The 22,195-nt window shown below is 42.5% G+C and carries 19 protein-coding genes; 8 read left to right on the top strand and 11 right to left on the bottom strand.

The features are described 5' to 3' along the window. Window positions 1-31: 31 nt before the first annotated feature. The 3 genes from Q9G97_RS11280 to Q9G97_RS11290 form a co-directional block, all read right to left on the bottom strand. Window positions 32-589 (bottom strand): UPF0149 family protein, encoded by a 558-nt coding sequence (locus Q9G97_RS11280; RefSeq protein WP_305898895.1) that lies wholly within the window; start codon window positions 587-589, stop codon window positions 32-34. A gap of 261 nt (window positions 590-850) precedes the next feature. Next, window positions 851-1,096, bottom strand: a complete 246-nt coding sequence (locus Q9G97_RS11285) for a PA3496 family putative envelope integrity protein (protein ID WP_305898896.1) — start codon at window positions 1,094-1,096, stop codon at window positions 851-853. 94 nt (window positions 1,097-1,190) lie between these two features. After that, window positions 1,191-2,651, bottom strand: coding sequence for a hypothetical protein (locus Q9G97_RS11290; RefSeq protein ID WP_305898897.1), 1,461 nt, complete (start codon window positions 2,649-2,651; stop codon window positions 1,191-1,193). 399 nt (window positions 2,652-3,050) lie between these two features. On the opposite strand from Q9G97_RS11290, the gene serB reads away from it, so the two are divergent. From serB to Q9G97_RS11320, 6 genes are all read left to right on the top strand, one after another. After that, a complete protein-coding gene (serB, locus tag Q9G97_RS11295; protein WP_201570164.1) occupies window positions 3,051-4,337 on the top strand; it encodes a phosphoserine phosphatase SerB in 1,287 nt (428 codons plus the stop codon). 135 nt (window positions 4,338-4,472) lie between these two features. Then, the gene (locus Q9G97_RS11300; protein ID WP_305898898.1) at window positions 4,473-5,489 is read left to right on the top strand and encodes a DUF368 domain-containing protein; all 1,017 of its coding nucleotides are present in this window, start codon (window positions 4,473-4,475) and stop codon (window positions 5,487-5,489) included. A gap of 199 nt (window positions 5,490-5,688) precedes the next feature. Beyond that, window positions 5,689-6,096, top strand: a complete 408-nt coding sequence (gene aciT / locus Q9G97_RS11305) for an AciT family ciprofloxacin tolerance protein (protein WP_227680266.1) — start codon at window positions 5,689-5,691, stop codon at window positions 6,094-6,096. Between the two features lie 238 nt (window positions 6,097-6,334). Continuing rightward, complete coding sequence (locus tag Q9G97_RS11310; RefSeq protein ID WP_305898899.1) at window positions 6,335-6,841, top strand: SCP2 sterol-binding domain-containing protein; 507 nt, start codon at window positions 6,335-6,337, stop codon at window positions 6,839-6,841. Between the two features lie 169 nt (window positions 6,842-7,010). Next, window positions 7,011-8,150, top strand: a complete 1,140-nt coding sequence (bioB, locus tag Q9G97_RS11315; RefSeq protein ID WP_305898900.1) for a biotin synthase BioB — start codon at window positions 7,011-7,013, stop codon at window positions 8,148-8,150. Window positions 8,151-8,272: 122 nt separating this feature from the next. Next, a complete protein-coding gene (locus Q9G97_RS11320) occupies window positions 8,273-8,707 on the top strand; it encodes a CopD family protein (RefSeq protein WP_201570171.1) in 435 nt (144 codons plus the stop codon). Window positions 8,708-8,787: 80 nt separating this feature from the next. Here Q9G97_RS11320 and Q9G97_RS11325 read toward each other — a convergent pair whose 3' ends face one another. From Q9G97_RS11325 to Q9G97_RS11350, 6 genes are all read right to left on the bottom strand, one after another. Continuing rightward, the gene (locus Q9G97_RS11325) at window positions 8,788-9,546 is read right to left on the bottom strand and encodes a hypothetical protein (RefSeq protein ID WP_305898901.1); all 759 of its coding nucleotides are present in this window, start codon (window positions 9,544-9,546) and stop codon (window positions 8,788-8,790) included. 188 nt (window positions 9,547-9,734) lie between these two features. Next, on the bottom strand, window positions 9,735-10,226 hold the full coding sequence (locus Q9G97_RS11330) for a hypothetical protein (protein ID WP_305898902.1): 492 nt from the start codon (window positions 10,224-10,226) through the stop codon (window positions 9,735-9,737). A 90-nt stretch (window positions 10,227-10,316) separates the two neighbouring features. Beyond that, on the bottom strand, window positions 10,317-11,033 hold the full coding sequence (rph, locus tag Q9G97_RS11335; RefSeq protein WP_201570175.1) for a ribonuclease PH: 717 nt from the start codon (window positions 11,031-11,033) through the stop codon (window positions 10,317-10,319). A 302-nt stretch (window positions 11,034-11,335) separates the two neighbouring features. Continuing rightward, window positions 11,336-13,060, bottom strand: a complete 1,725-nt coding sequence (locus tag Q9G97_RS11340) for an AMP-binding protein (RefSeq protein ID WP_371747885.1) — start codon at window positions 13,058-13,060, stop codon at window positions 11,336-11,338. Between the two features lie 372 nt (window positions 13,061-13,432). Next, window positions 13,433-15,157 carry an AMP-binding protein gene (locus tag Q9G97_RS11345; protein ID WP_305898903.1) on the bottom strand — a complete coding sequence of 575 codons (1,725 nt, stop codon included), beginning with the start codon at window positions 15,155-15,157 and terminating at the stop codon, window positions 13,433-13,435. 273 nt (window positions 15,158-15,430) lie between these two features. Then, entirely contained in the window at window positions 15,431-17,164 is a 1,734-nt protein-coding gene (locus Q9G97_RS11350) for a von Willebrand factor type A domain-containing protein (protein WP_305898904.1), read from the bottom strand. A 329-nt stretch (window positions 17,165-17,493) separates the two neighbouring features. Here Q9G97_RS11350 and parC point away from each other — a divergent pair, with 329 nt between their 5' ends. Continuing rightward, window positions 17,494-19,773, top strand: a complete 2,280-nt coding sequence (gene parC, locus Q9G97_RS11355) for a DNA topoisomerase IV subunit A (protein ID WP_305898905.1) — start codon at window positions 17,494-17,496, stop codon at window positions 19,771-19,773. 87 nt (window positions 19,774-19,860) lie between these two features. Continuing rightward, window positions 19,861-20,388 (top strand): SMI1/KNR4 family protein, encoded by a 528-nt coding sequence (locus Q9G97_RS11360; protein WP_305898906.1) that lies wholly within the window; start codon window positions 19,861-19,863, stop codon window positions 20,386-20,388. Window positions 20,389-20,680: 292 nt separating this feature from the next. Here Q9G97_RS11360 and Q9G97_RS11365 read toward each other — a convergent pair whose 3' ends face one another. Together Q9G97_RS11365 and Q9G97_RS11370 are read right to left on the bottom strand one after the other, a co-directional pair. Continuing rightward, window positions 20,681-21,160: a BLUF domain-containing protein gene (locus Q9G97_RS11365; RefSeq protein WP_305898907.1), complete on the bottom strand. Its 480-nt coding sequence runs from the start codon at window positions 21,158-21,160 to the stop codon at window positions 20,681-20,683. Window positions 21,161-21,547: 387 nt separating this feature from the next. Further along, window positions 21,548-22,054 carry a hypothetical protein gene (locus Q9G97_RS11370; protein WP_305898908.1) on the bottom strand — a complete coding sequence of 169 codons (507 nt, stop codon included), beginning with the start codon at window positions 22,052-22,054 and terminating at the stop codon, window positions 21,548-21,550. Window positions 22,055-22,195: the final 141 nt, after the last annotated feature.

Here is a 22,195-nt window from a genome sequence, read left to right on the forward strand (position 1 = left end):
ATAAGCCTTATTTTAAAACGATAGACTGCTATCAGTCATTAGTATGAAACAACAAGAATAGCTCAGTTAAGTTACCTTCGATGCTGTTGGCCATTTGTGCCATCTTGTCATCGTCGCCACGCATTTGCACAAGCTCAGGGTCTTCGTCATCGATACCACTGAGGACGATCATAGGTAGCGTTAGTACTGCTACATCGTCAGCATTTTCTTCGTTTTCTAACCAATCAGTAGCCTCATCAGCATACATCGCATCGACGAAACCAATAGACCAAGCGACCAAATCCGACTCATCAGAGAAGTCTACTTTGACCTCTTCATTGCCCGCATCTTCATTGAAGGGCAGCGCGATAGGCGTCTCGTTTTTGAGCTCATCCATAATAGATTTGCGCCAGCGCTTGATCCCGTCAACGACGTTTTCTGGAATCTTGCTGGTTTGGCCTTCAAATAGCGCCTCTAGCCAATTTGGTAGATTTGGACCAATAACGGTAGCCGTCAAAAACCCGTGCATAGCCACGCTATCGAGCACATATTGACTCTCTTGATTGTCTAAATAATCTAGTAAAGCATCAAAGCTCATTGGATTGCTCATAGTATAATAGCCTCAAATCAATAGCATCACAAAAACGAAATTCAATTATATCTACCCAGTATTATCATTCATTACAGTACAAATATAATAGGTAGAAAGGTAAAGCGTGCCAATAGACACAATAGCAAATTTTATAAAGCAATTAGCTTAGCATAGTTAAGATATGATAAAGCGTTATCTGGCAACTTTTATGACGACTTGGGCAGTACAACAACTATCAAATAGTTGTCAAATAATTATCAAGCAGTTATCAAGCAGCTATCAATCGTCTTCATCATCCCAGTCATCATCTTCATCCCAGCTATCGTCTAGGCTATCTAAATCATCAAGCTCATCTTTGAGCTCTTTTGCCAGACGCTTTTCTTCTAATAAGTTATCTATTAGACGACGCTTCTCAAGGCTGCTCAAGCGCGTACGGACACTAGTCTCAGCCTCTTCGACCATCTTTGCATCATCATCGTCACTAAAATCATCATCAAAATCGTCGTCGATATCAGCATCGCTCATAGCGGTCTCCTGTCATTAAAAAAGATAGTTCACATTGTTACTTATGCCTTATAAAGTCTCTTAGGGGCTTTGTCAATCTTTTTTGTATTTATCGCTATTCATTGCCTGTCATAAGTACTGCATTACGAACATCCGCCAAGCGCTGAATCATCGCATCATTAGCGCCTTCAAACACCGCGCACTCGCGCTCATAAACAGTAGTCGGACGACTAAGGTTATGCACTTGAACATGATTTGCAATCTGTCTAAGCGCTGCACTAGGTAATAAGATGAGCATTTGCTCCTTTTTGCCGACGCTTTTGAGCAATTGAGTCATAGCATCGCTCTGCGCGCTATCACTGACCCCAGCTTTTGCAGGTAGAGCAAAACGTGCCAGCTCAATATGCTTATCGTGAATAATTTTATTAAGCATCAAATACAGCTTGCCTAGCATCACTCCTGCCAGTGCTACTTTGGCATGGCTATTATCCGCTTTAAGGATAACTTGCGCACCGTTTTCATCAAAGTAAGGCTTATTCGTAGCGCTGACGCCTAGCAGCAAAGGCTGTTGTAATAACTCACTCAGTGCTTGATCTAATAGCTGAGTGCATAACGCCAAATACGGCATGCGCATCTCAGGCGCTAGGCGCTCCATCATCTTGTATTCATCATGGAACTTGATTTGCACGCTGACACTGTCAAAGCTGCGCGCTGCTGACAACTTATTACTATTGGCTTTTTGCGTAGCCGAGCCTATAGACGCTAACGGATCCGCTGTTGCTGCATCTGGTACTTGATCCTTATCACTACTGGCTACTGACTCCTCTAAGCCGCCGCCACTTTGCTGCGACTTTAGATAAGCATTAAGCTCATTATGAATCACAGCGGTATTGATAGCCGCACCCGTACTTTCAGCCTTAGTCACTGCACTATGGCTGGGTATCATGCTTTTATCAGTTGAATCTATCTTCTCACTCCTAGGGTCATGATCATTGAAATCATCTGAAGGCTGACGAGTACGTCTTACCGTGTCATTAACGTATTTTTGCCGATGTATATCATCGATTTTATGACTCAAAGCATTGATTTGCGCTTTGGTAGGACGGGCAATATAACCGTATGCGACCCACAATAATAAATGCAAAAACAGCGAACCGATCACAAAGGGCCACTGCATAGTGATAATTTCGCCTTTGCTGATATCTTTTAAGGTCAGCGCCACGCTACCGATGACCGCATCACCTTTGGTCGCTATCTGCTCGATAGTATCGCCTTGCTGCATAGGCGCATTGCCCACGGGTACTAAGATAGTATCGTCATTATCTTTTATTACCAACCGCGCAACGTCCTGCTCGCTAGTATAGCGATTGGCGATGACACTGAGACTGACTCTATCCTTATTCTCTAAAGACAGACGCGCCTCATCAATCAGCTGCGCGACCATTTGCTCGCCTTTTAATGCGCGGCTATTGCTCAGCTGTTGGTCAGTACTGATAATAAGTAATAAGGTTTGCAGACAAAAACTAACCAAAACAATAATGGCAAACAACCCTTGCCTAGGCGCTAAATACATCATGATAGAGTGAACTTATTTAAAGGAGAAAATCGAAAACGAGGCTATTGCTCATTTTCATGAAAAAGACGTGCGATTATAGGACACTTAACGATTTTATTTACCTAGCAATAATTCGCTTAGCAATAATATTTGCCTAAATGCCTTTGGTTATCATAGCGCTTTTTAGTCGACTGTTTTATCTTTTATGGCAGATATAGTAGCTTTAATAAGTAACGGCTACTGTATAAGCGGCTATTTTAGCTATTAGCAGTGCTCATTTATGAAAGATCAAACAGAGCCTAGCTAAAATAGAGGTGCTGCCAGTACTATCGCCGAATGTTTAATAGCCCCTATAGGCGCTACCTTGTAAAGCTGTTATTATTCCTAATCTTATCTGCGCATACAAGGGACAATTGAGCCATGCCAAAAAAAATATCGTATTCGTTACCAAAAGACAGCAAAGCATGGCAACAAGCCGTTGATTCTATTGCTGAGCTATTACCTGATGATATTGGTCTGCGTGATTTTGATGCGCTACAATCCCTGCCCTTATTTGCAGTCATTGTCGTGCTACCCGTACAAGTATCAGCGTTAGATATTCATCAGTATATCCAGTCTTGGGTCGATGAGCAGCCCAATTGGCATCTTGTGACCGTAGCAGAAGATACTGAAGCCAATTATATAGATATCTCTGTAGACTCTAGCGTTAATACGCCCAATCCTGCGTATGTGACTACTAGTGATGCAGACGCTCATGATAGTTCAAATGTGAGTATCGTAGTAAATTCAAATCAGAATCCTGCGTTGCTCCCAATTATTAAAGCACAGGTATTTCGCTACTTACTCGTACCTGTCAGCGATACCCTAATGCATCCTGCCAAGAAGACTGCTGCTGCGCATATGATTGATGAGCAGTTGACCTCACGCCTGCGTCACGACTTGGCAACGCATCATCAAACGCAAAGTGCAATAGGCAGCGATGCGGCAATGGCGACAGCTTTTAATAGCGCAGACTTAGTCGATTGTCATATTTTATCAGTAGGTCATATGCTGCGTACCCATAAGCTAGCTTGCTTTGACATGGATTCCACTCTTATTGAGCAAGAGGTTATTGTTGAGCTTGCCAAGACTGCTGGGGTCGGCATGCAAGTCGAAGCCATTACCGAGGCTGCAATGCGAGGTGAGATTGATTTTGATGACTCCTTTGCTCAGCGCGTAGCGTTACTCAAAGGGGTTCCAACTCACGTGCTTGATGAGATCTGCGCGCGGCTTACACTATCGACAGGAGCACGTACGACTATTAGCGCCCTCAAAGCCTTAGGCTATCATACAATACTAGTCTCTGGTGGCTTTACCTATTTTGCTCGTTATATTGCTGAACAACTAGGGATAGATGAAGTGCATGCCAATAATCTAGATATCGATGAAGATGAGGTGAGCGGTCATATCCAGCTGCCTATCATCAATGGTGAAAAAAAGGCAGCTATCGTCGCGCACACCGCAGAGCGTTTAGGGATTGCTATGTCGCAAGTAGTCTGTGTCGGTGATGGTGCTAATGACTTGCCCATGATGGCAATTGCCGATTTAGGCGTCGCCTATCGAGCCAAGTCTATCGTCCAAGCGCGTGCTGACGCAGCTGTCAATGTCACAGGACTTGAGGGTGTTCTATATGCTTTAGGTTATCCTGCGCTAGTCGCTAATGCATAAGTACAAGCGCAAGCATAAGCATTGATAGATTATTATTTTATAAGCTGGGCTTACGACTATTTCGTTCACTCAGCTTATTTTCCGTGCTAGTTACGACTCATACTTTCAACTTATATTCCGCAAAAGGAGTCGTCCATGACGGCATCAAAGCCTGATGAAGCTTTATCAGAATCAACGTCAACTTCGTCGAACCAAACACTTGATAGCGTAGCGCCGACTCACGATAGCGCCAAGCAGTTTTTTGCTGTTTATATTAAAGGTATGGCGATGGGCGCTGCTGACATTGTCCCAGGTGTCTCTGGCGGCACCATTGCGCTGATTGCAGGTATCTATCAGCGCCTGATTAATGCGCTAGGTAGTATTGGCCCTAATCTGTGGTCAGTATTTCGCAGACAAGGTAGCATCAAGGGCTTTATGGAAGTATGGCGACAAGTTGATGCTACTTTTTTATTATTTCTGCTATTAGGTATTGGCACTAGCATCGTCACTTTAGCAGGTATTATCAAAGGCTTGCTCGACAATCAACCACTACTGATTTGGTCGTTCTTTTTTGGTCTAGTGGTAGCGACAGTACTACTCTTGCTAACTGAAATAAAACGCTGGAATGCTGCGCGCGCAGGATTATTTATCACAGGCTTAGTAGTCGCAGTTGTCATTAGTAGTTTGCCGCTACTGGCAGGCAGTCCAAGCTTACCCTATCTGTTTTTTGCAGGCGCTATTGCTATTTGTGCGATGATCCTACCGGGAGTATCTGGATCCTTTATCTTATTGCTGTTAGGCGCTTATGATACGGTTTTGGAGGCGGTACATACCTTTGATTTGACGACTATCATTACTTTAATGGCGGGTATGCTCACAGGGCTATTGCTATTTACCCGCATACTAAAATGGCTACTATCGCGCTATTATCAGGCCACGCTGGCGCTGCTTACTGGCTTTATTGCAGGCTCATTAGTAAAGGTTTGGCCTTGGAAAGTAGATGCTTTGGGCAGTCTAAACGCTGAGGCTATCACTAATGTTGCACCTTGGGCGTACCCTACTGGCGCTCATTGGCTCACCACGCTAAGTCTTATGTTATTAGGCGCAGTATTGGTATCATTACTGTCTTGGTGGGGACATCGGACTAATCATTCAAAGCTTATTGACGAATAAAACGAATGATCACGATAGTAAATAAAATCTTTGGTAGATATAGATATCTTGCATCATCAAAAAGCAATGTCGAAAAGGTAATTCTTTCTCCTAAAAATAGACGTCAACGGTTGTCGCAAAGTCGCGTTTTGGTCTTTCGATATACAGGCAAAACTCTCATAATAGGGTATTGAAATTCACCTTTTGCATAGCGAGATGAATGATGCTTTTGACACTATTATCGAGTAGCACTCTAGCCAGTATTTCTGTAGGCTCTCTAAGCGGCGCGGCTATACTAGGCTATGGCTTATTAGCCAGTTTGATTTTTGCCATCGCCCTATCCTCTCAGCGCTGGCTACTTTGGTATGTACTCGGCGGCGTCCTCTACTGGCTAGCTGTTGAGATTATTCAGAGCCTATTGATAAGCTGGACGACATTGTCCCAATGGCATACGTATGTCGTGGCTATGGGTATTAGTTGGCTGCCATTATTTGCTTGGGTGCTCTATCGCGCCGTGCGTTATGAGGATGTTAGCCCTACTTTGCAGCAACAGCGCGAGCTTGAGGCTGCGCGTTATGTTGAGCATAGCCCTATTTATGATGATGATTATACGCCACGCTTTGAGTAGTTCAATAATAAAAGTATTGCTTTAATATCCAAAATCAAACTATGCATCACAAATTATGCGCCTTATCAGGGCGCTTTTTTATTCACTTAATATATTGTTTTGCAAGCGTTATATCTCAAAACTGATGAATAAATAATGACAATTGAGTTATAATTTAGCACTATAATTTTGCTAACAATTACTATAGAGTACCTTTAATTTTTATTCACCTCTTTATCCTCTATTTAGGAGATCCATCATGTTTACTATTCCTGTGTTAGATATAAAATCTGATCCATTAGATGCTCTACTAGCTATCGTAGGCTATCGCTTATCGATGCTCGCTGATAGCGATAACGAAGACTTTAAGGCCAAGTTAGCGGATCGCAAAGTTACTATTGAATTCATTAGTGAAGCCTCTGATATAGCGCGTTACTTTAGCTTTGACAACGGTCAGTTCACGCAGCACAGTGGTCATGCCGATAATGCTGATTTGACTATTAAGTTTAAAGACTCTATGACAGGGGTTAAGCTATTGACTAAAGGCAGCTTGCCTGGCTTTATGACGGCAGTGCAAGAAGGCAACCTAAGCATTGAGGGCGATTATAGCCTCCTTATGTGGTTCAATAAGCTTGCCAAACATATCGTCCCTGAGATTCCAGAAGAGCTACAGCCACATATTCAAAGAGCTAAACCTTATGTCTATAAAGCGCAACAGTTTGCAGAGCATTGGGTCGGTGTGGCTAAACATAAACTAGGTAAATAGTTTAGCCAGCTTGACATAGGACATAGTAACGCTAAAGCTCAGTTCTGATAATTTATGGCTCTGCTAGTACTAGGTTCTGCTAAGATACTAAGGTTGCGGTATACTAATACGGCAACCTTTTTTATGATTCAAATTTTGGTTTTACTCTATTTTTATAAAAGGACTTATCATGGCAGGCCTGCTAAGTATCACTGAACCTACCTTATCTACTGACACTGACACTCTAACTGAAAATAATTTTGCTGATAATACATCAAAAACAAATACGACTTCACTGGCCAATAAACCCAGTCGCCAGCAGGTTAAAGCGCTATTTGAATTGCCATTATTAGACTTGTTATCACAAGCACAGGCCATTCACCGTCAGCACTTTACCGCTAACGAAGTACAAATCAGTACTTTGTTGTCAATCAAAACGGGCAACTGTCCTGAGGACTGTGGCTACTGCTCACAATCTGGTCACCACCGTGATAAGACCAAGTTGCAAGCTGAAAAACGCTTAGAAGTTGATAAAGTTATAGCAGCGGCACGGCGTGCCAAAGCGACCGGCTCATCGCGTTTTTGCATGGGCGCGGCGTGGAAGCATCCTAGCGCCAAAGACATGCCTTATGTGGTCGAATTAATCAAAGAAGTCAAAGACTTAGGGCTTGAGACCTGTATGACTCTAGGCATGCTCAACCCCGAGCAAGCAGGCCAATTAGCCGATGCTGGACTCGACTACTATAACCATAACCTTGATACCTCTAGAAACTATTATGATCAAGTGGTCAGCACTCGTAGCTATGACGATCGTCTAGATACGCTAAGTAATGTACGCGCTTCGGGCATCAATGTCTGTAGCGGTAATATCGTTGGCATGGGTGAGAGCCGTGATGATCGGATTGACTGGCTGTGCGAGCTGATCAAAATGCCCAAAGCGCCAGAGTCGATACCTGTTAATCTATTAGTGCCGATAGCGGGCACGCCGCTGGGTGATAAAGTGCTAAGCGAGGGTGAGCTGTCAGTACTCGAGTGGATACGTACTATTGCCGTGACTCGCATTTGCTGTCCGACCAGTTATGTGCGCCTATCGGCGGGTCGTGAGAGCTTATCTGATAGTGAGCAAGCGCTGGCCTTTATGGCAGGAGCAAACTCGTTCTTTTATGGTGATAAGCTACTGACTACTGGTAATGCCAGTCAGGCTAGTGATGATAGACTCATGCGTGAGCTGGGCTTGACTAAGCATATTGCAGCACCCAGAGCGCCCAAGCTGTTGCCTGTCACTGACGCTATGAGTGGTCATCAGATGCAAGTTTTATTAGCCGAATAAGTTTTTGCTTAGATAAGTTGCGGTCATAGTGAGTCTGATAGCTGTTAAAGCAAGTCAATATACGTTAAGCTTGCCCGCATTTAAACATGGCTAAACACAGCTAGAGCATTAGGAATATAAGCATGATAGAGTATATAAACTGGATTAAAGCGGCTCACGTTATCTCAATGGTAACTTGGTTTGCAGCGATTTTCTACTTGCCGCGCCTGTTTGTCTATCATGCCATGAGCGAGGATAGAATAAGTCAGGATCGCTTTGTGATTATGGAGCGCAAGCTGTATCGCGGTATTATGATCCCATCAATGATAGCGACGTGGGCGCTTGGCTTGTGGATGGTATATCTGGGCTGGGAGGTCTATAAAACTCAGGGCTGGTTACACCTAAAAATAGTCTTAGTAATTCTATTATCTGCTTATAATGGCGCCTGCGGATTTTATCGTAAAAAGCTAATAGACAACCCTCAATATAAGTCACACGTGTTTTGGCGCTGGTTCAATGAAGTGCCTGTTTTTGCGCTGATATTTATCGTAATTTTGGTAATCGTAAAACCCTTTTAAAACCACATTATCTATAAAATAAAAGCGTCCGTAATACTTAGTTACGGACGCTTTTTTATGGCGAGTAGCTTTTTGTTATTCTAAATAACAGGTCGCATGATTTGATAGACATTACTTAAGTCATAAACCCGATAGCGTGCAGGCTCACGACGACTCTCACCTGCATAGCTCAGTATTAGCGCTTGCTTGGCTGACTCATCGACCCAACCGACAAACATGCCGCTGTGCTCAACGCCGTTATAGCCATGATTGATATAATATAGCCAATCGCCAATCTCAATCTCACTGCTATTGGCATAAGGGCCTTGTCTATAAGATCCTTTATGCAGGGTATCACGCGTCACGCCAGCACGATTGAACACGGCATTGAGATAGTCCCAGCAACCCCCTTGAATAATAGTGCGCTCATTAAGTGCCATTTTACGAGCGGTGCTAACAACCTCGCGAGCAGCAGGGCTACTTTGCATTTCAGCTTGACTTAGCAGCGACAAATATTCGCTATCGACATTGTCATAGCTACCTGAAAGAAAGGCCGGTAGCACAGAGGGCGTCGGCTCTATTTCAGGATAGCGATAAGTGTTAGTAGTAGCACTCTCATTATAGTTATAAGTAGGTGCTGATGTAGATGCCGCACGCTTGATAGTGGAGCGGGTACTGACTCTAGCAGAAGGGGCTGCCAGCTCAGGTTGCGCAGACTTTTGCGCGATGAGAGCGCTCATATTATCGGCCTGAGCTTGGCTGGTGACACTTAGCATTGATAGTAATAAAGCGGTTATCGGTATTATTTTAGTCACACAAGATAAACTATTATTTAACGCGCTGATCGATGCTTGTGGCATGATTAACTCCTCACAAAACAGCAAAAATAACTCAGTTAGCATAGCGTCTGATTCAGTCGCTATGAAAGTATAAGATCTAGTTATAAACCATTTTGAAAGCGAGCTGCAAGCATTATTACTCATTTTTGGACAAAAAGAGGTTTTGAAGAATAAGTGCAAGGTAGGTGCAAGATTTTAGTAATAAACAGCTAGTCACTTTTCATCTTAATATTAACATGGCGTTTATTAAGTGTTTGACCTTGCAAGATAGCTTTAGTCGCTTGGGCTTCTTGGCTATTATCAAAGCCGCTAATATGATATTTACGTACGTTTGTGGGATCGACGATCTGTAGCTGCTCACCGTATAACGTGATTTTGTCCCCGTCGGCTATAGTAATCGTGTTACGTTTGCCTTGATTCTCATGAATCAAGGACCCCGCACTGATCAACAATACGCCGCTATTAATCACGCCAGCCATTGCTTTCTTACGCTGTTGGCGCTGCCTATTAAAAAAGAAACTTCCTATAATTAATAGTGCTAGCGCGGCAATAGATAAGCGCTCAGATAATAAGCTCATCGCCATTGCCACTGCGATTGCGCCAATCAATAACGCCGACCCAAACCAAAATAGCCCATTATCGCTCGCTGGTGGCTGCTCCTGCAAAGTAATTTTGGCGCCCTCATCAGTGAGCTTAAGCATATATTAGACCTCAATAGTTAATGGCTTAATAGGTGAAGGCGGTATCAAAAGTTATCAATAGCGAAGAATTGACTAAACTGAACGATGACTCTACCAGCCCAAAGCCGTCTTTTGCATAGTAATAAGCTCAGCGATGCCCTGTTCAGCTAGCGCCAACATATCGTCCGCTTGCTTACGAGTAAACGGCTTTTCTTCAGCGGTGCCTTGGAGTTCAATAAACTCACCCTTTTGCGTCATTACAACGTTGAGATCAGTATCACAGCTGGCATCTTCTTCATAGTTTAGATCTAGATACGCCTCACCATCCTTCATGCCGACAGAAACGGCTGCCACCAAGCCGATTAATGGATCGGCTTTGAGTTTTTTGGTTCGCTGCAATCTCTCTATCGCATCAATCAAGGCAATAGCCGCGCCTGTGACACTAGCGGTACGTGTGCCTCCATCAGCTTGCAGGACATCACAGTCGAGATAAATCGTGTTTTCACCAAGCTTACTCAAATCTATCATCGCACGCAGACTACGACCGATCAGACGCTGAATCTCTTGAGTACGTCCTGACTGCTTGCCACGAGCGGCTTCGCGCTGGTTACGAGTATTAGTCGCGCGCGGTAGCATGCCATATTCAGCGGTAATCCATCCTTTGCCTTTGCCTTTAAGCCAACGCGGTACACCCGACTCGACACTAGCAGTACATAATACTTTGGTATCGCCAAAGCTGACCAATACTGAGCCTTCAGCGTGCTTGGTATAATGGCGCTCAAAGCTGATCGAACGAAGTTGATTAAGCTGGCGGTTATCATTACGCATAAAGTGTCCTAGTATAAAATGAGTACGGTGTTGTGAATCATAAATAGCTAAACGGATAAACAGTGAATAAAATAAACCGTAAAATTGATGAGATATCCTAACGTGACAGTCGCGTAATAGCAAGATTTACGCTAGAAAAGCCTAACGTCATTGTGCGTTTAAAATGCAGAAAAACAAAGATAAAGTATCTTTGTCTTTCTTAAAGTATCTTTGTTTTTCTTAAAGTAGCTTAGTTTAAGAACCTAGTTTAGAAATTTAGTTTAGAAACCTGATTATGGAGCTTATTAGAATAGGCAGCTAGATTACTCTAAGCCTTCCATTTTACGTAGCTCTTTACGCAGTATTTTACCGACATTAGATTTAGGCAGCTCATCAACGAACTCAATATGACGCGGACGCTTATAGCCTGTTAAATGCTTTTTACCAAAATCAAGCAGCTCTTGTTCTGTGACCTCACCTTTTTTGACCACAAACAGCTTTGGATCTTCACCGCGATCATCATTAGGTATGCCGATAGCGCCGCACTCTAATACATTAGGATGCTCCGTCATAACCTCTTCAATCTCATTAGGATAGACATTAAAACCTGAGACAATAATCATATCTTTTTTGCGATCAACGATTTTGATAAAGCCTTTTTCGTCCATAATACCAATATCACCCGTTTTCAAATAGCCATTAGCAGTAAAGGTGTTTTTGGTTTCATCAGGACGATTCTGATAGCCGATCATCACTTGTGGGCCTTTGACCGCTATCTCACCTCGTTCGCCTATTTCGACCTCATTCTCATCGTCATCGAGCAGTACCACATCAGTGCTAGAGGCGGGTATACCGATCTTACCTGTGAACTTAGCGATGGTCATCGGGTTAAACGCTACAACGGGCGAGGTCTCAGATAGACCATAGCCCTCAACGATAGGCAAGCCTGTGATCTGATGCCATTCTTTTGCCACGCTTGGTAGTACTGACATACCGCCACCGATAGCGGCTTTTAGGTTGGAGAAGTCCAAATCAGCAAACGCCTTTTTTTGCACTAGACCATTGAATAACGTATTAACCGCTGGTATAAAGGCCGGCTTATATTTACCCATCTCTTTGATTAAACCATCCAAATCGCGCGGGTTCGGAATCAAGAGTCCAGCATAGCCTTGATACATACCGTACATTCCACAAACCATGAACGAGAACACATGATACAGCGGTAGCGCCGTCAATATAACGTCATCGCTGCTGGCATCATCATCAAAAGCGCTATTCATCAGCGCACTGATCTGGAGCATATTAGCGACCAAATTGCCATGGGATAGCATAGCGCCCTTGGCAACGCCCGTAGTGCCGCCTGTGTATTGTAGTAGTGCCACATCGCTCAGATTCAGATAAGGACGCTGATATTTGCTAGCCGATACCGTATTGAGCGCCTCTTTAAAGCTAGTGCTCTTAGGTAAATTATACGCAGGAATCATCTTCTTAATATAACGCGCGGCTAAATTGACAACGGTTCCCTTGATCGTCCCTAACATATCACCAATCTTGCAGACGACTACGTGCTTAACTTGACCTTTATCTTCGGCCTCTTCGTAGGTCTTGGCAAAATTCTCAACGATAAATAATGCTTTGGCGCCGCTATCATGCAGCTGATGTGACAGCTCGCGACTGGTATACATCGGATTGACATTGACGAGCACCATGCCTGCGCGGATGATACCAAGTGCAACGATAGGATACTGCAAAATATTCGGCATCATAACGGCAACTTTATCACCTTTATTCAATCCTAAAGATTGCAGATAACTGGCTATTTGTCGACTGTATAAATCCAATTCTTTAAAGCTAATAGAAGCGCCCATGCAGATATAAGCAGGCTTTTTGCCGTAACGGCGAAAGTTGCGCTCAAAGACATCAAGTAATGAGGTTTCGTCATCTGGCATATCGATAGTGGCATCGATACCGTAACGCTCATAAGCATTTAGCCAAGGTCTATCACTTGCAATAGTTGGCATCGTTGGAAACTCATTGGTATTAGTCATCAGCAGGTTATCCTTTAATTAAGCTTAAAGCGCTACGCTTCATATGGTGAGCTTGAAAGTATTAGGCTTGAAAATACTAGGCTTACAGTTTGGCAATGAGCCGATATATTGTCGGGCATTTACTACTAAAATTTTAGAATTATGTATGCTTTTAAGCGCTGTGTCATGTCGGTATTTGCTGGCACTATAGCAGTTTTGACATTATTTCTCTAGCTCCAACTCTGTTGATTAGTGGCTGCTTGATTATTCACAACTATAGCGGTGATATCCATCTTACTAAGATGCTATGACCTAAAACCACAGCATAAAAAAATGATAAAGTAGCACTTAAGCCACCTTATCATTTATTTTCTTACTGTTAACAATAACAAACTAAGCGTTGTTTTTTTCTTCCATAGCTCGCAGGTCTTTGTGTAAGATTTTACCGACATTAGATTTAGGCAGCTCGTCAATGAACTCCACATAACGCGGACGCTTGTAGCCTGTGAGGTGCTCTTTACTGTAGTTCAGAACATCTTGCTCAGTCAGGCTGCTGTCTTGACGAACGACAAATATCTTTGGAATCTCGCCACTCTTGTCATCTGGTAAACCGATAACACCACATTCGATGATCTTTGGATGCGCTGACATGACCTCTTCAACCTCAGTAGGATAAACGTTAAAACCTGAGACTAAGATCATATTTTTCTTACGGTCGACGATCGTTAAATAACCATCATCAGCCATGATACCGATATCACCTGTTTTGAAGAAACCATCATCAGTCATGACCTCAGCGGTTGCCTCAGCACGCTTCCAGTAGCCTTTCATAACCTGTGGACCACGAACACTAATCTCACCGCGCTCACCGATAGCGACTTCGTTGCCATCATCATCTAAAATAGCGATATCTGTTTGCGGCATAGGAACACCGATGGTGCCACTAAATGTCGTTGTATTCATAGGATTAGCGGTAGCAACTGGCGAGGTCTCAGATAAACCATAACCTTGTAGGATGACATTACCTGTAATTTGACGCCATTTTTCAGCCGTTGTACTCATAACGGCCATACCGCCGCCCATAGAGACCTTTAGCTTACTATGATCCATGCCGATAAATTCTTCATTGATAGCCAAGGCATTGAACAATGTATTTACGGCTGGGAAGAAGGCAGGTGGATACGTTTTATAAGCTTTTAACAAACTATCCATATCACGTGGATTAGGTATCAGTAGACCAACACAGCCACGGTATAGACCGAACATGCCACAGATAGTAAATGAGAAGATATGATACAAAGGCAGTGCTGTAATGATGACTGCCTGCTCACCTTTTTGATCAAATGAATCAAACGCTTTACCCAAAAAGGTATTACATTGAATAAGATTAGCCACTAAGTTTTTGTGCGTGAGCATCGCGCCTTTGGCAACACCAGTGGTACCGCCAGTATACTGTAATACAGCAATATCATTTAAAGTAATGTTATCTGGGCGCTTGTATTTGCTAGCGCTGTGCTTAAGCATCGACTTAAAAGTAGCACTACCATCAATATTATAGGCGGGTACCATTTTTTTGACATGACGAACCACTGCGTTGACCATAAAGCCTTTGAGCATACCCATCATATCGCCCATGCCAGTGATGACGACTTTATCGACAACTTTGCGCCCGATATCCTGATAAGTTTTGGCAAAGTTCTCAACCATAATGAGTACTTTAGCTTCAGAATCCGTTAATTGATGCTCAAGCTCGTGAGTGGTATACAAAGGATTGACGTTGACTAGCGTATAGCCTGCACGCAACACAGCAATGACCGTCACTGGCAATTGCAAAATATTTGGCATCATTACGGCGACTTTATCACCCTTTGATAATCCCAAAGACTGAAGGTATGCAGCAATTTGACGACTATAAATGTCCACTTCACGAAAGGTAATTTTCGCGTCCATGCAGATAAACGCTGTTTTGTCACCATGTTCTGCAAAGCTTTTTTCGAAGATATCAATAAGCGAGGTATTATTAGCTGGCATGTCGATGTTATAAGTTATACCTAATTCTTCGTAAGTCTTCAACCAGACGGGGTCGTTATTACGAGTTGCAGTGGTTTGATTGTCCATAATCTTGTTTCTCCTAGTGATAATATACGCTGAATAACCCTTTGTTGCTTAACATACACACTTTATACAAACTACTCAATATAAAAGATGGCAACTTGGGTTTGTAAGGTGACTTGGCGGTCAATACTTTAAATAGAATCAAAGCGGTAGGGCATTACTTAATACTACGTACTAAATAACGCCAAGTATACTAACTATTTGATTATTATGCTTATATTTATCGTAATAGCACCGTAGTAAACCGATTTTAGATAGGTTGTATCTGGTTATAGTTTAATTTTTATTATCAAGTGCTTTTGCCAGTTCAGTTAAGCTAACAAAATTACGTCGCAAGCCTTCTTTATCGCTACTTGGCTGGCGAGCGATACTGGTATTGGCCAGCTTACCGCTATCAGTGTAGTTCCAGTCATTGATATATTGACTTTGAGATAAACGTTGACCGAACCCTGCAACTGCGACTGCAAACTGAGTGTCACTGTTGGCTTTGCTCAAATCTCGGCTACTATTAATAATAGCTTGGCTAACAAGCTTAGAGCTAGCACCTGTAGGTTCTTTATAGCGTAATTTTAAGAAACCGAGCTCATTAGTTTTGCTGTTGGCTTTGTTATTGTTTTTATTATTTGCTTTATCTTTGTTACTGTCATAACGGCGCTCGCTATATAGGCCTACCTGCCCTACTGGCGTGACTTCAAATAGCGCAACCACCGCTTTACCTTCCCCAAGCTCACCCGCATCGACTTTATCATTATTGAAGTCTTGCTCACTCAAAACACGGTTCTCATAGCCGATCAAGCGCCATTCACTTATCACTTCAGGATTGAACTCAAGCTGGATTTTGACGTCTTTCGCAACCGTATTAAAAGTGGACGCCAGCTCATCGTTAAAGACTTTTTTGGATTCGGTAAGACTATCAATATAGCTATAATTACCATTACCATTATTTGCCATTTGCTCCATCATATAATCATTCAGATTGCCACGACCAAAGCCTACCGTCGATAATGAGATGCCGCGATCGCGATTGGCTTTGACCAGATCAAGCATCTCATCGACATCGCTAATACCGACATTGAAGTCACCATCAGTCAGCATCACAATACGATTAATGCCGTTCTTTTGCATCGACTGCGCCGCTTGATTATAAGCCAGCTTTAGCGCATCTTCGCCATTGGTAGAGCCTGCCGCATTCAAGCTATCGATAGCCGCTATAATTTTAGCCTTTTCATCGCCGCCAGTCATAGGCAAAGCCACACTCGTACGACCTGAATAAGTCACAATACTGACGCTATCTTGCGCTCGCAATTGCTGAGTGAGTAGCTTTAGCGAGGACTGTGCTAATGGCAGCTTATCGCGCGAGGACATCGAGCCTGATACATCAATCAAGAATACCAAGTTCGCTGGCGGTAGCTGGGGAGCGGCTATATATTGTTTTGGATCGACTGCTTTTATCGCCACTTTAACGATTTTATTATCCTGATCGGCTCTATCCCATGGCGAGTCGACGACTTCGGTTGCTACTATAAAAGGCGCATTACCTAGACGTTTGCCATCGTCGAATTGATAATTAAAGTAGTTTAGCATCTCCTCAACGCGTACTGCATCGACTGGCGGCAGCTGACCTTCATTGAGATAGCGTCGCACATTGGCATAGCTGCCCGTATCAGTATCGATAGATAGCGTTGCTACTGCCATCTCGCTGGTTTTATTGACAGGATTTGGCTTATTATCTTGGTAATTGTCACGATCTTTGGGCTGCACGACGCCGGGTGACATCCTAATAGCATTACCAGCGCTGGCCATCTTTGCTGATGACGCCATATCTGCTTGTGACATAGGGCTCACTACTACTGGCGAGTTTTGATTTACTGTACTGCTGGACGGCTCAGCTCTTAGTGGCTCACTCCTTTGTTGTGTACCACAAGCTGTCAAGCTAAACGCTATCGCACTTACTAACAGTGCGTTTTTTGCTAATTTATATTTACGGAGGCGCAATGTAGATACTGACATAGGTAATATCCTTATAAATTATAATAAGTAATGAGTAATGAGTAATGATTTATTTTGACTAAAATAAGTAAAATCTTTTATTAATACTACTTAACTCATTGTTTAAAAGCTATCTATAAAATTATGGCTAAAATTATAAACACCACGTCATAGCTTGTCGTCTATTATCTCAGTTGCCTTTTTACTTATTGTCATTTGCTTTAAGATAGGACTACTTTATTATTACTTAGAAGCCTCTTATAAGGTGCTTATCTGCAAACCGCCCTTATAATATATAGCAAATTAAAATCTCTTATCAAAATCAAAACTATAAAAGCGAAACCTATTTTATGCCTGATATTATCGATAACGTGATTCCAGACAACGATGCGCTAGATACGCGCTCGGTCGCCGAATTTACTGAGCAAGCCTACCTCAACTATGCCATGTACGTGATCATGGATCGTGCACTGCCTAACATTGCCGATGGTCTAAAACCTGTACAGCGGCGCATTATTTATGCGATGAGCGAGCTGGGTCTTAAGTCATCAAGTAAGCCCAAAAAGTCCGCGCGTACGGTCGGTGACGTGTTGGGTAAATATCACCCACATGGTGACAGCGCTTGCTATGAGGCGATGGTACTCATGGCACAGCCGTTCAGCTATCGGTATCCACTGATATTTGGCCAAGGGAATTGGGGTAGCCCTGATGATCCTAAATCCTTTGCCGCGATGCGCTATACCGAAGCCAAAATGTCGGCTTATGCCAATACTTTACTAGCGGAACTCGGTCAAGGCACGGTCGATTGGCAAGATAACTTTGACGGCACTATGCAAGAGCCAACGACCTTGCCTGCGCGTCTGCCTAATATTTTATTGAACGGTACGACAGGTATCGCGGTTGGGATGGCAACCGATATTCCACCGCATAATCTTAATGAAGTGGTACGCGCCGCTATTCGTTTGCTCAAAAACCCTGAGCTATCGGTTAAGCAATTAACTCAATCGATACCAGCGCCTGATCTACCAACTTCGGCTGAGATCATCACTAGCAAGAAAGATCTACAAGCACTATACGAGAGTGGACGCGGTAGCTATAAAATGCGCGCGACTTTCCATATTGATCCTAAAGAAAAAAATCTTGTCATCATCGATGCGCTACCCTATCAAGTCTCAGGTAATAAGATTCAAGAGCAAATCGCCAAACTCATGACGGATAAAAAACTGCCTTGGGTCGTTGATATTCATGATGAGTCCGACCACGAAAACCCTTGCCGTATTGTCTTAGAGCTAAAATCAACCCGCGTTGATGTGGCACGGGTCATGAGCCATCTGTTTGCTAGTACTGAGCTTGAGAGCAATTACCGTGTCAATATGAATGTGATTGGCCTAAACGGTAAGCCACAAGTTAAAAACCTAAAAGAAATCTTAGCCGAATGGTTAGTCAGTCGCCGCTCAGTGGTCACGCGTCGCCTAGAGTATCGCCTTGATAAAATAGATAAGCGCTTGCATATTCTCGCAGGACTATTAATCGCTTATCTAAATATCGATGAAGTGATTCGTATCATTCGTGAAGAGGACGACCCCAAATTAGCATTAATGACAGGCTATGATCTCAGCGAGATCCAAGCCAACGCGATTTTGGATATTCGTCTGCGTCAATTAGCAAAATTAGAAGAGTTTGAGCTACGTCGTGAGCAAGATGATCTGGCAGCAGAGCGCGCCACATTGCAGGAATACCTCGATAATCCTGAGAGCCTAACGGGTCTAATCATTGATGAGCTGACCGAAGATATGAAAGCTCATGGTGATAATCGGATGTCGCCATTAGCCGAGCGCGAAGAAGCACAAGCGCTCAAAGAGTCCGATCTAGTACCGAGCGAGCCGATTACGGCGGTATTGTCAAAAGCAGGTTGGATACGCGCTGCAAAAGGCCATGAAGTCGATGCGACCACCATGAGTTATCGCTCAGGGGATGGCTATCAAGCCTACGTGCGCGGTAAATCTAACGAAAAAATCTACGTCCTCGATAGTACAGGTCGTAGCTATAGTATCGACGCGCATAATTTAGCCTCGGCGCGCGGTCAAGGCGATCCACTCACTAGCGTACTTAAGCCACCAGCTGGCGCGCACTTTGAGCAGCTATTAACCGGTGATAACGATCAGCGTATTATTCTCGCCAGCTCACAAGGTTATGGCTTTATCAATACTATTGGTAATCTCGATAGCAATCAAAAAGCAGGTAAAAATATCATCAACCTAGCGGCTGACAGTCGTCTGTTACCCGTCGCTCGTATTGATGCTAATAGCGGCGATGGCAGCTCTATAACAGCCACACCTGATCATCTTGCTGTCGTGACCAATGCAGGTTATTTATTAATTTTTGCGCTCGATGATTTGCCTGAACAAGCCCGTGGTAAAGGTAATAAAATGATAACCCTAAAAGGTGATGAAGAGGTATTAGCAATCACGCCATTAAGTAAGCAAGATAGTCTGATCATTACTGCTGGCAAGCGTCATGTGACGTTGAAGCCGATGGATTTAGCCAATTACACAGGAACGCGCGGTAATCGCGGTGGACAACTGCCTAGGGGCTTTCAGAATGTGACTGGGGTTGAGGTTGTGTATTAGGGTTTTTGAATTTTAGAGAGCTGGGCTAAAAGCCCAGCCTACGCTTGCTAATAGTTGCCAAATAAAAGTTTTTTAAACAGGCACAGAATGATGGATATAAAGGCAAAAATAAAATTTCTTAAAGAAAATTGGAATCAACCAAAAAAAGCTAGTTATGATAATGAGGATTACTCATTTGAATTGTCTTGTATAATAAATGATGGGGCTTCAGAGTCTGAAATCATTAAAACCTTTAGTTTATTAGAGATAGAAGATTTACCCATTGAATATAAGCAGTTTTTATTAATTAGTAACGGTGCTTTGTTATTTTTGGATGAACACTACGGTCAAGCTGGATTAAATATTTATAGCTTGAAAGATTTTACAAATAAGATAAATTTTTGGCTATCAAGCTATAGAGCAAGTAGTTTAATAGTAGGTGATTTAATCGTTGGTGAATTTCTTGGAGATAGTGACTTTATAATACTTAGATGTGATAAAGATGCTGATGATTTTGGTACTATAATAATATCTTTACCACTTTACGAACGCGAAGACTGGTTTTATTTGAAAAAAGATTTTACAGATTTTTTAATGGAATTTATAAAAGCTGAGGGCTACAAATATTGGGAGTAGTCATAGCAAGCAAACGTAGGCTGGGCTTTTAGCCCAGCAAAACCATGCTGAAAAGCTAACCCTTAAATTGAACATCAATCATAATCTAACTCAAACCCATCAATTCCCGCTTCACCCCAATCAGACGAATAGAACCCTTCATCTACGCATTTTTTAAAGGTTGAATAAGACCACTCTATCGGACTTGTCACGCAACCATGTTTGACCGCGTTGCGATGGATATAATTTATGTGGCGCTAATTCATATGTCAACTTTGAAAGAGCTTACCCTTATAGTAAACAGATAATAGCGTTAAAATTTGGTAGATATCCTATCCTCAAAGATTGCTTTTAGAAAGCTTGTAATCTGAGTACTTTTCATCAGATAGGGGTTATAGTCAAGACCTGCTGAGAAGCTTTTTAGCGCGTATTCTTCATCCTCAGCGCTTGACGTTAGATGTTTGATTAAAAATCCATTCCATTGACGGGATTCTATTTCCTCTATATTGACAATATTAGGAAAAATGGTTGAATGTTCGTCAAGTATTTTTTCTAATGCAGTATTGATAGCAGGTCTTGTTCCTTGAAAACTTTGAACAAAATAACTTTCACTAATGACTAAAATTGAAACTATATCGTTTTCTTCAAAATATTTTCGCCAATACTCGAGTGCACGTGTTAGCTCGATTCCCGAATCTAAATCGACATTTTTGGCAATGTATGTCATGTTGATAAGAATATGCTCGCCATGCGTTTTTCTATTGTATGCAGGTTGGCTCGTTGTTGTATTCATAAGAAACCTTATTTATAAAAATCTGATCTGATTTAGAATATACTTTGAGATGAAGTATAATCAATAACATTTCGTTTCTTAATAATTTTTTGTCAGCTAGCATTATTGTTTCTAGAAATACAGATTAAAATTTTGATGAGATAGGATACCGATACTTCTCGGAGTACAATTGTACTATAAAAGTCGATACAGTTACTTCGATATCATTATTCTAATAATTGACAGGTCTAATCTGTATTTTCCTATAATACTGTCTCAGCTCTAACATGCGACTGACCCATGTTTACTCGTAGATCAGATGTCGCAAACCTCACTTACTTTTACTAAAAAGCCATTTATACATACTGCATAGACGGTTTTTATACGAAAATCAAAATATCTAAACGATCAATATCGACCCATTTCAACACTAGTTTCAGCAAGTATCGTATCGCCCTGCCATGCTTGTACATCTACTGTATACAGATGATTTTTGCCACCTGAACAGGGTGGCTTATATGCGCCTGCTGTCTCGCCTGCACGGCTACGGTACTCTGCTATCATCTCAATCCCGACCGGCACTTCATAAGTATGTCCGAATACGCGCGGTATATCAGCACGACCCATGCCCTCTGATAGCGCGTAGCTGACAATGCCATGCCCACCTTGTTGCATACGCTTATTACTCACATCGTTATAGACGAATACTAGACTGTCTGCGCCTGCTGGAATGTTGGACACTGTCATACTCGGTGTGGCCGGATTCTTACCACCAAAGTTGAGACACTGTTGGCCTTCAGGTATAGCCTCAGCGTTCCACATCTCATCGTTGAACTCGACATCCATGGCAAAGGTGCTCGTAGATAATGCCAGCGCTGTCAACGTCATCAGCTTTTTGAAAGTGAAGATTTTCATGTTTGTTCCCTTAACAGATTAATAAAAATACAAGCATAAATTTCGTTTGGCTAATTGATGTCGATAATCAACAATAGCTTTATAATAAAGAGTAATCTTTAAGATATTCATAGCTTTTTGTAAATTATTAAGATAGGTCTC

Source organism: Psychrobacter sp. M13 (assembly GCF_030718935.1).
Taxonomy (GTDB): Bacteria; Pseudomonadota; Gammaproteobacteria; order Pseudomonadales; family Moraxellaceae; genus Psychrobacter; species Psychrobacter immobilis_G.

What these genes read in the sequence shown, in the direction of transcription:
- Q9G97_RS11370 (WP_305898908.1), bottom strand. Translation starts at nt 22,054, where the DNA reads ATGAAAATCTTCACTTTCAAAAAGCTGATGACGTTGACAGCGCTGGCA.
- bioB (WP_305898900.1), top strand. Translation starts at nt 7,011, where the DNA reads ATGGCAGGCCTGCTAAGTATCACTGAACCTACCTTATCTACTGACACT.
- Q9G97_RS11320 (WP_201570171.1), top strand. Translation starts at nt 8,273, where the DNA reads ATGATAGAGTATATAAACTGGATTAAAGCGGCTCACGTTATCTCAATG.
- Q9G97_RS11325 (WP_305898901.1), bottom strand. Translation starts at nt 9,546, where the DNA reads ATGCCACAAGCATCGATCAGCGCGTTAAATAATAGTTTATCTTGTGTG.
- Q9G97_RS11310 (WP_305898899.1), top strand. Translation starts at nt 6,335, where the DNA reads ATGTTTACTATTCCTGTGTTAGATATAAAATCTGATCCATTAGATGCT.
- aciT (WP_227680266.1), top strand. Translation starts at nt 5,689, where the DNA reads ATGATGCTTTTGACACTATTATCGAGTAGCACTCTAGCCAGTATTTCT.
- parC (WP_305898905.1), top strand. Translation starts at nt 17,494, where the DNA reads ATGCCTGATATTATCGATAACGTGATTCCAGACAACGATGCGCTAGAT.
- serB (WP_201570164.1), top strand. Translation starts at nt 3,051, where the DNA reads ATGCCAAAAAAAATATCGTATTCGTTACCAAAAGACAGCAAAGCATGG.
- Q9G97_RS11360 (WP_305898906.1), top strand. Translation starts at nt 19,861, where the DNA reads ATGATGGATATAAAGGCAAAAATAAAATTTCTTAAAGAAAATTGGAAT.
- Q9G97_RS11300 (WP_305898898.1), top strand. Translation starts at nt 4,473, where the DNA reads ATGACGGCATCAAAGCCTGATGAAGCTTTATCAGAATCAACGTCAACT.
- Q9G97_RS11285 (WP_305898896.1), bottom strand. Translation starts at nt 1,096, where the DNA reads ATGAGCGATGCTGATATCGACGACGATTTTGATGATGATTTTAGTGAC.
- Q9G97_RS11330 (WP_305898902.1), bottom strand. Translation starts at nt 10,226, where the DNA reads ATGCTTAAGCTCACTGATGAGGGCGCCAAAATTACTTTGCAGGAGCAG.
- rph (WP_201570175.1), bottom strand. Translation starts at nt 11,033, where the DNA reads ATGCGTAATGATAACCGCCAGCTTAATCAACTTCGTTCGATCAGCTTT.
- Q9G97_RS11350 (WP_305898904.1), bottom strand. Translation starts at nt 17,164, where the DNA reads ATGTCAGTATCTACATTGCGCCTCCGTAAATATAAATTAGCAAAAAAC.
- Q9G97_RS11280 (WP_305898895.1), bottom strand. Translation starts at nt 589, where the DNA reads ATGAGCAATCCAATGAGCTTTGATGCTTTACTAGATTATTTAGACAAT.
- Q9G97_RS11340 (WP_371747885.1), bottom strand. Translation starts at nt 13,060, where the DNA reads ATGACTAATACCAATGAGTTTCCAACGATGCCAACTATTGCAAGTGAT.
- Q9G97_RS11365 (WP_305898907.1), bottom strand. Translation starts at nt 21,160, where the DNA reads ATGAATACAACAACGAGCCAACCTGCATACAATAGAAAAACGCATGGC.
- Q9G97_RS11290 (WP_305898897.1), bottom strand. Translation starts at nt 2,651, where the DNA reads ATGATGTATTTAGCGCCTAGGCAAGGGTTGTTTGCCATTATTGTTTTG.
- Q9G97_RS11345 (WP_305898903.1), bottom strand. Translation starts at nt 15,157, where the DNA reads ATGGACAATCAAACCACTGCAACTCGTAATAACGACCCCGTCTGGTTG.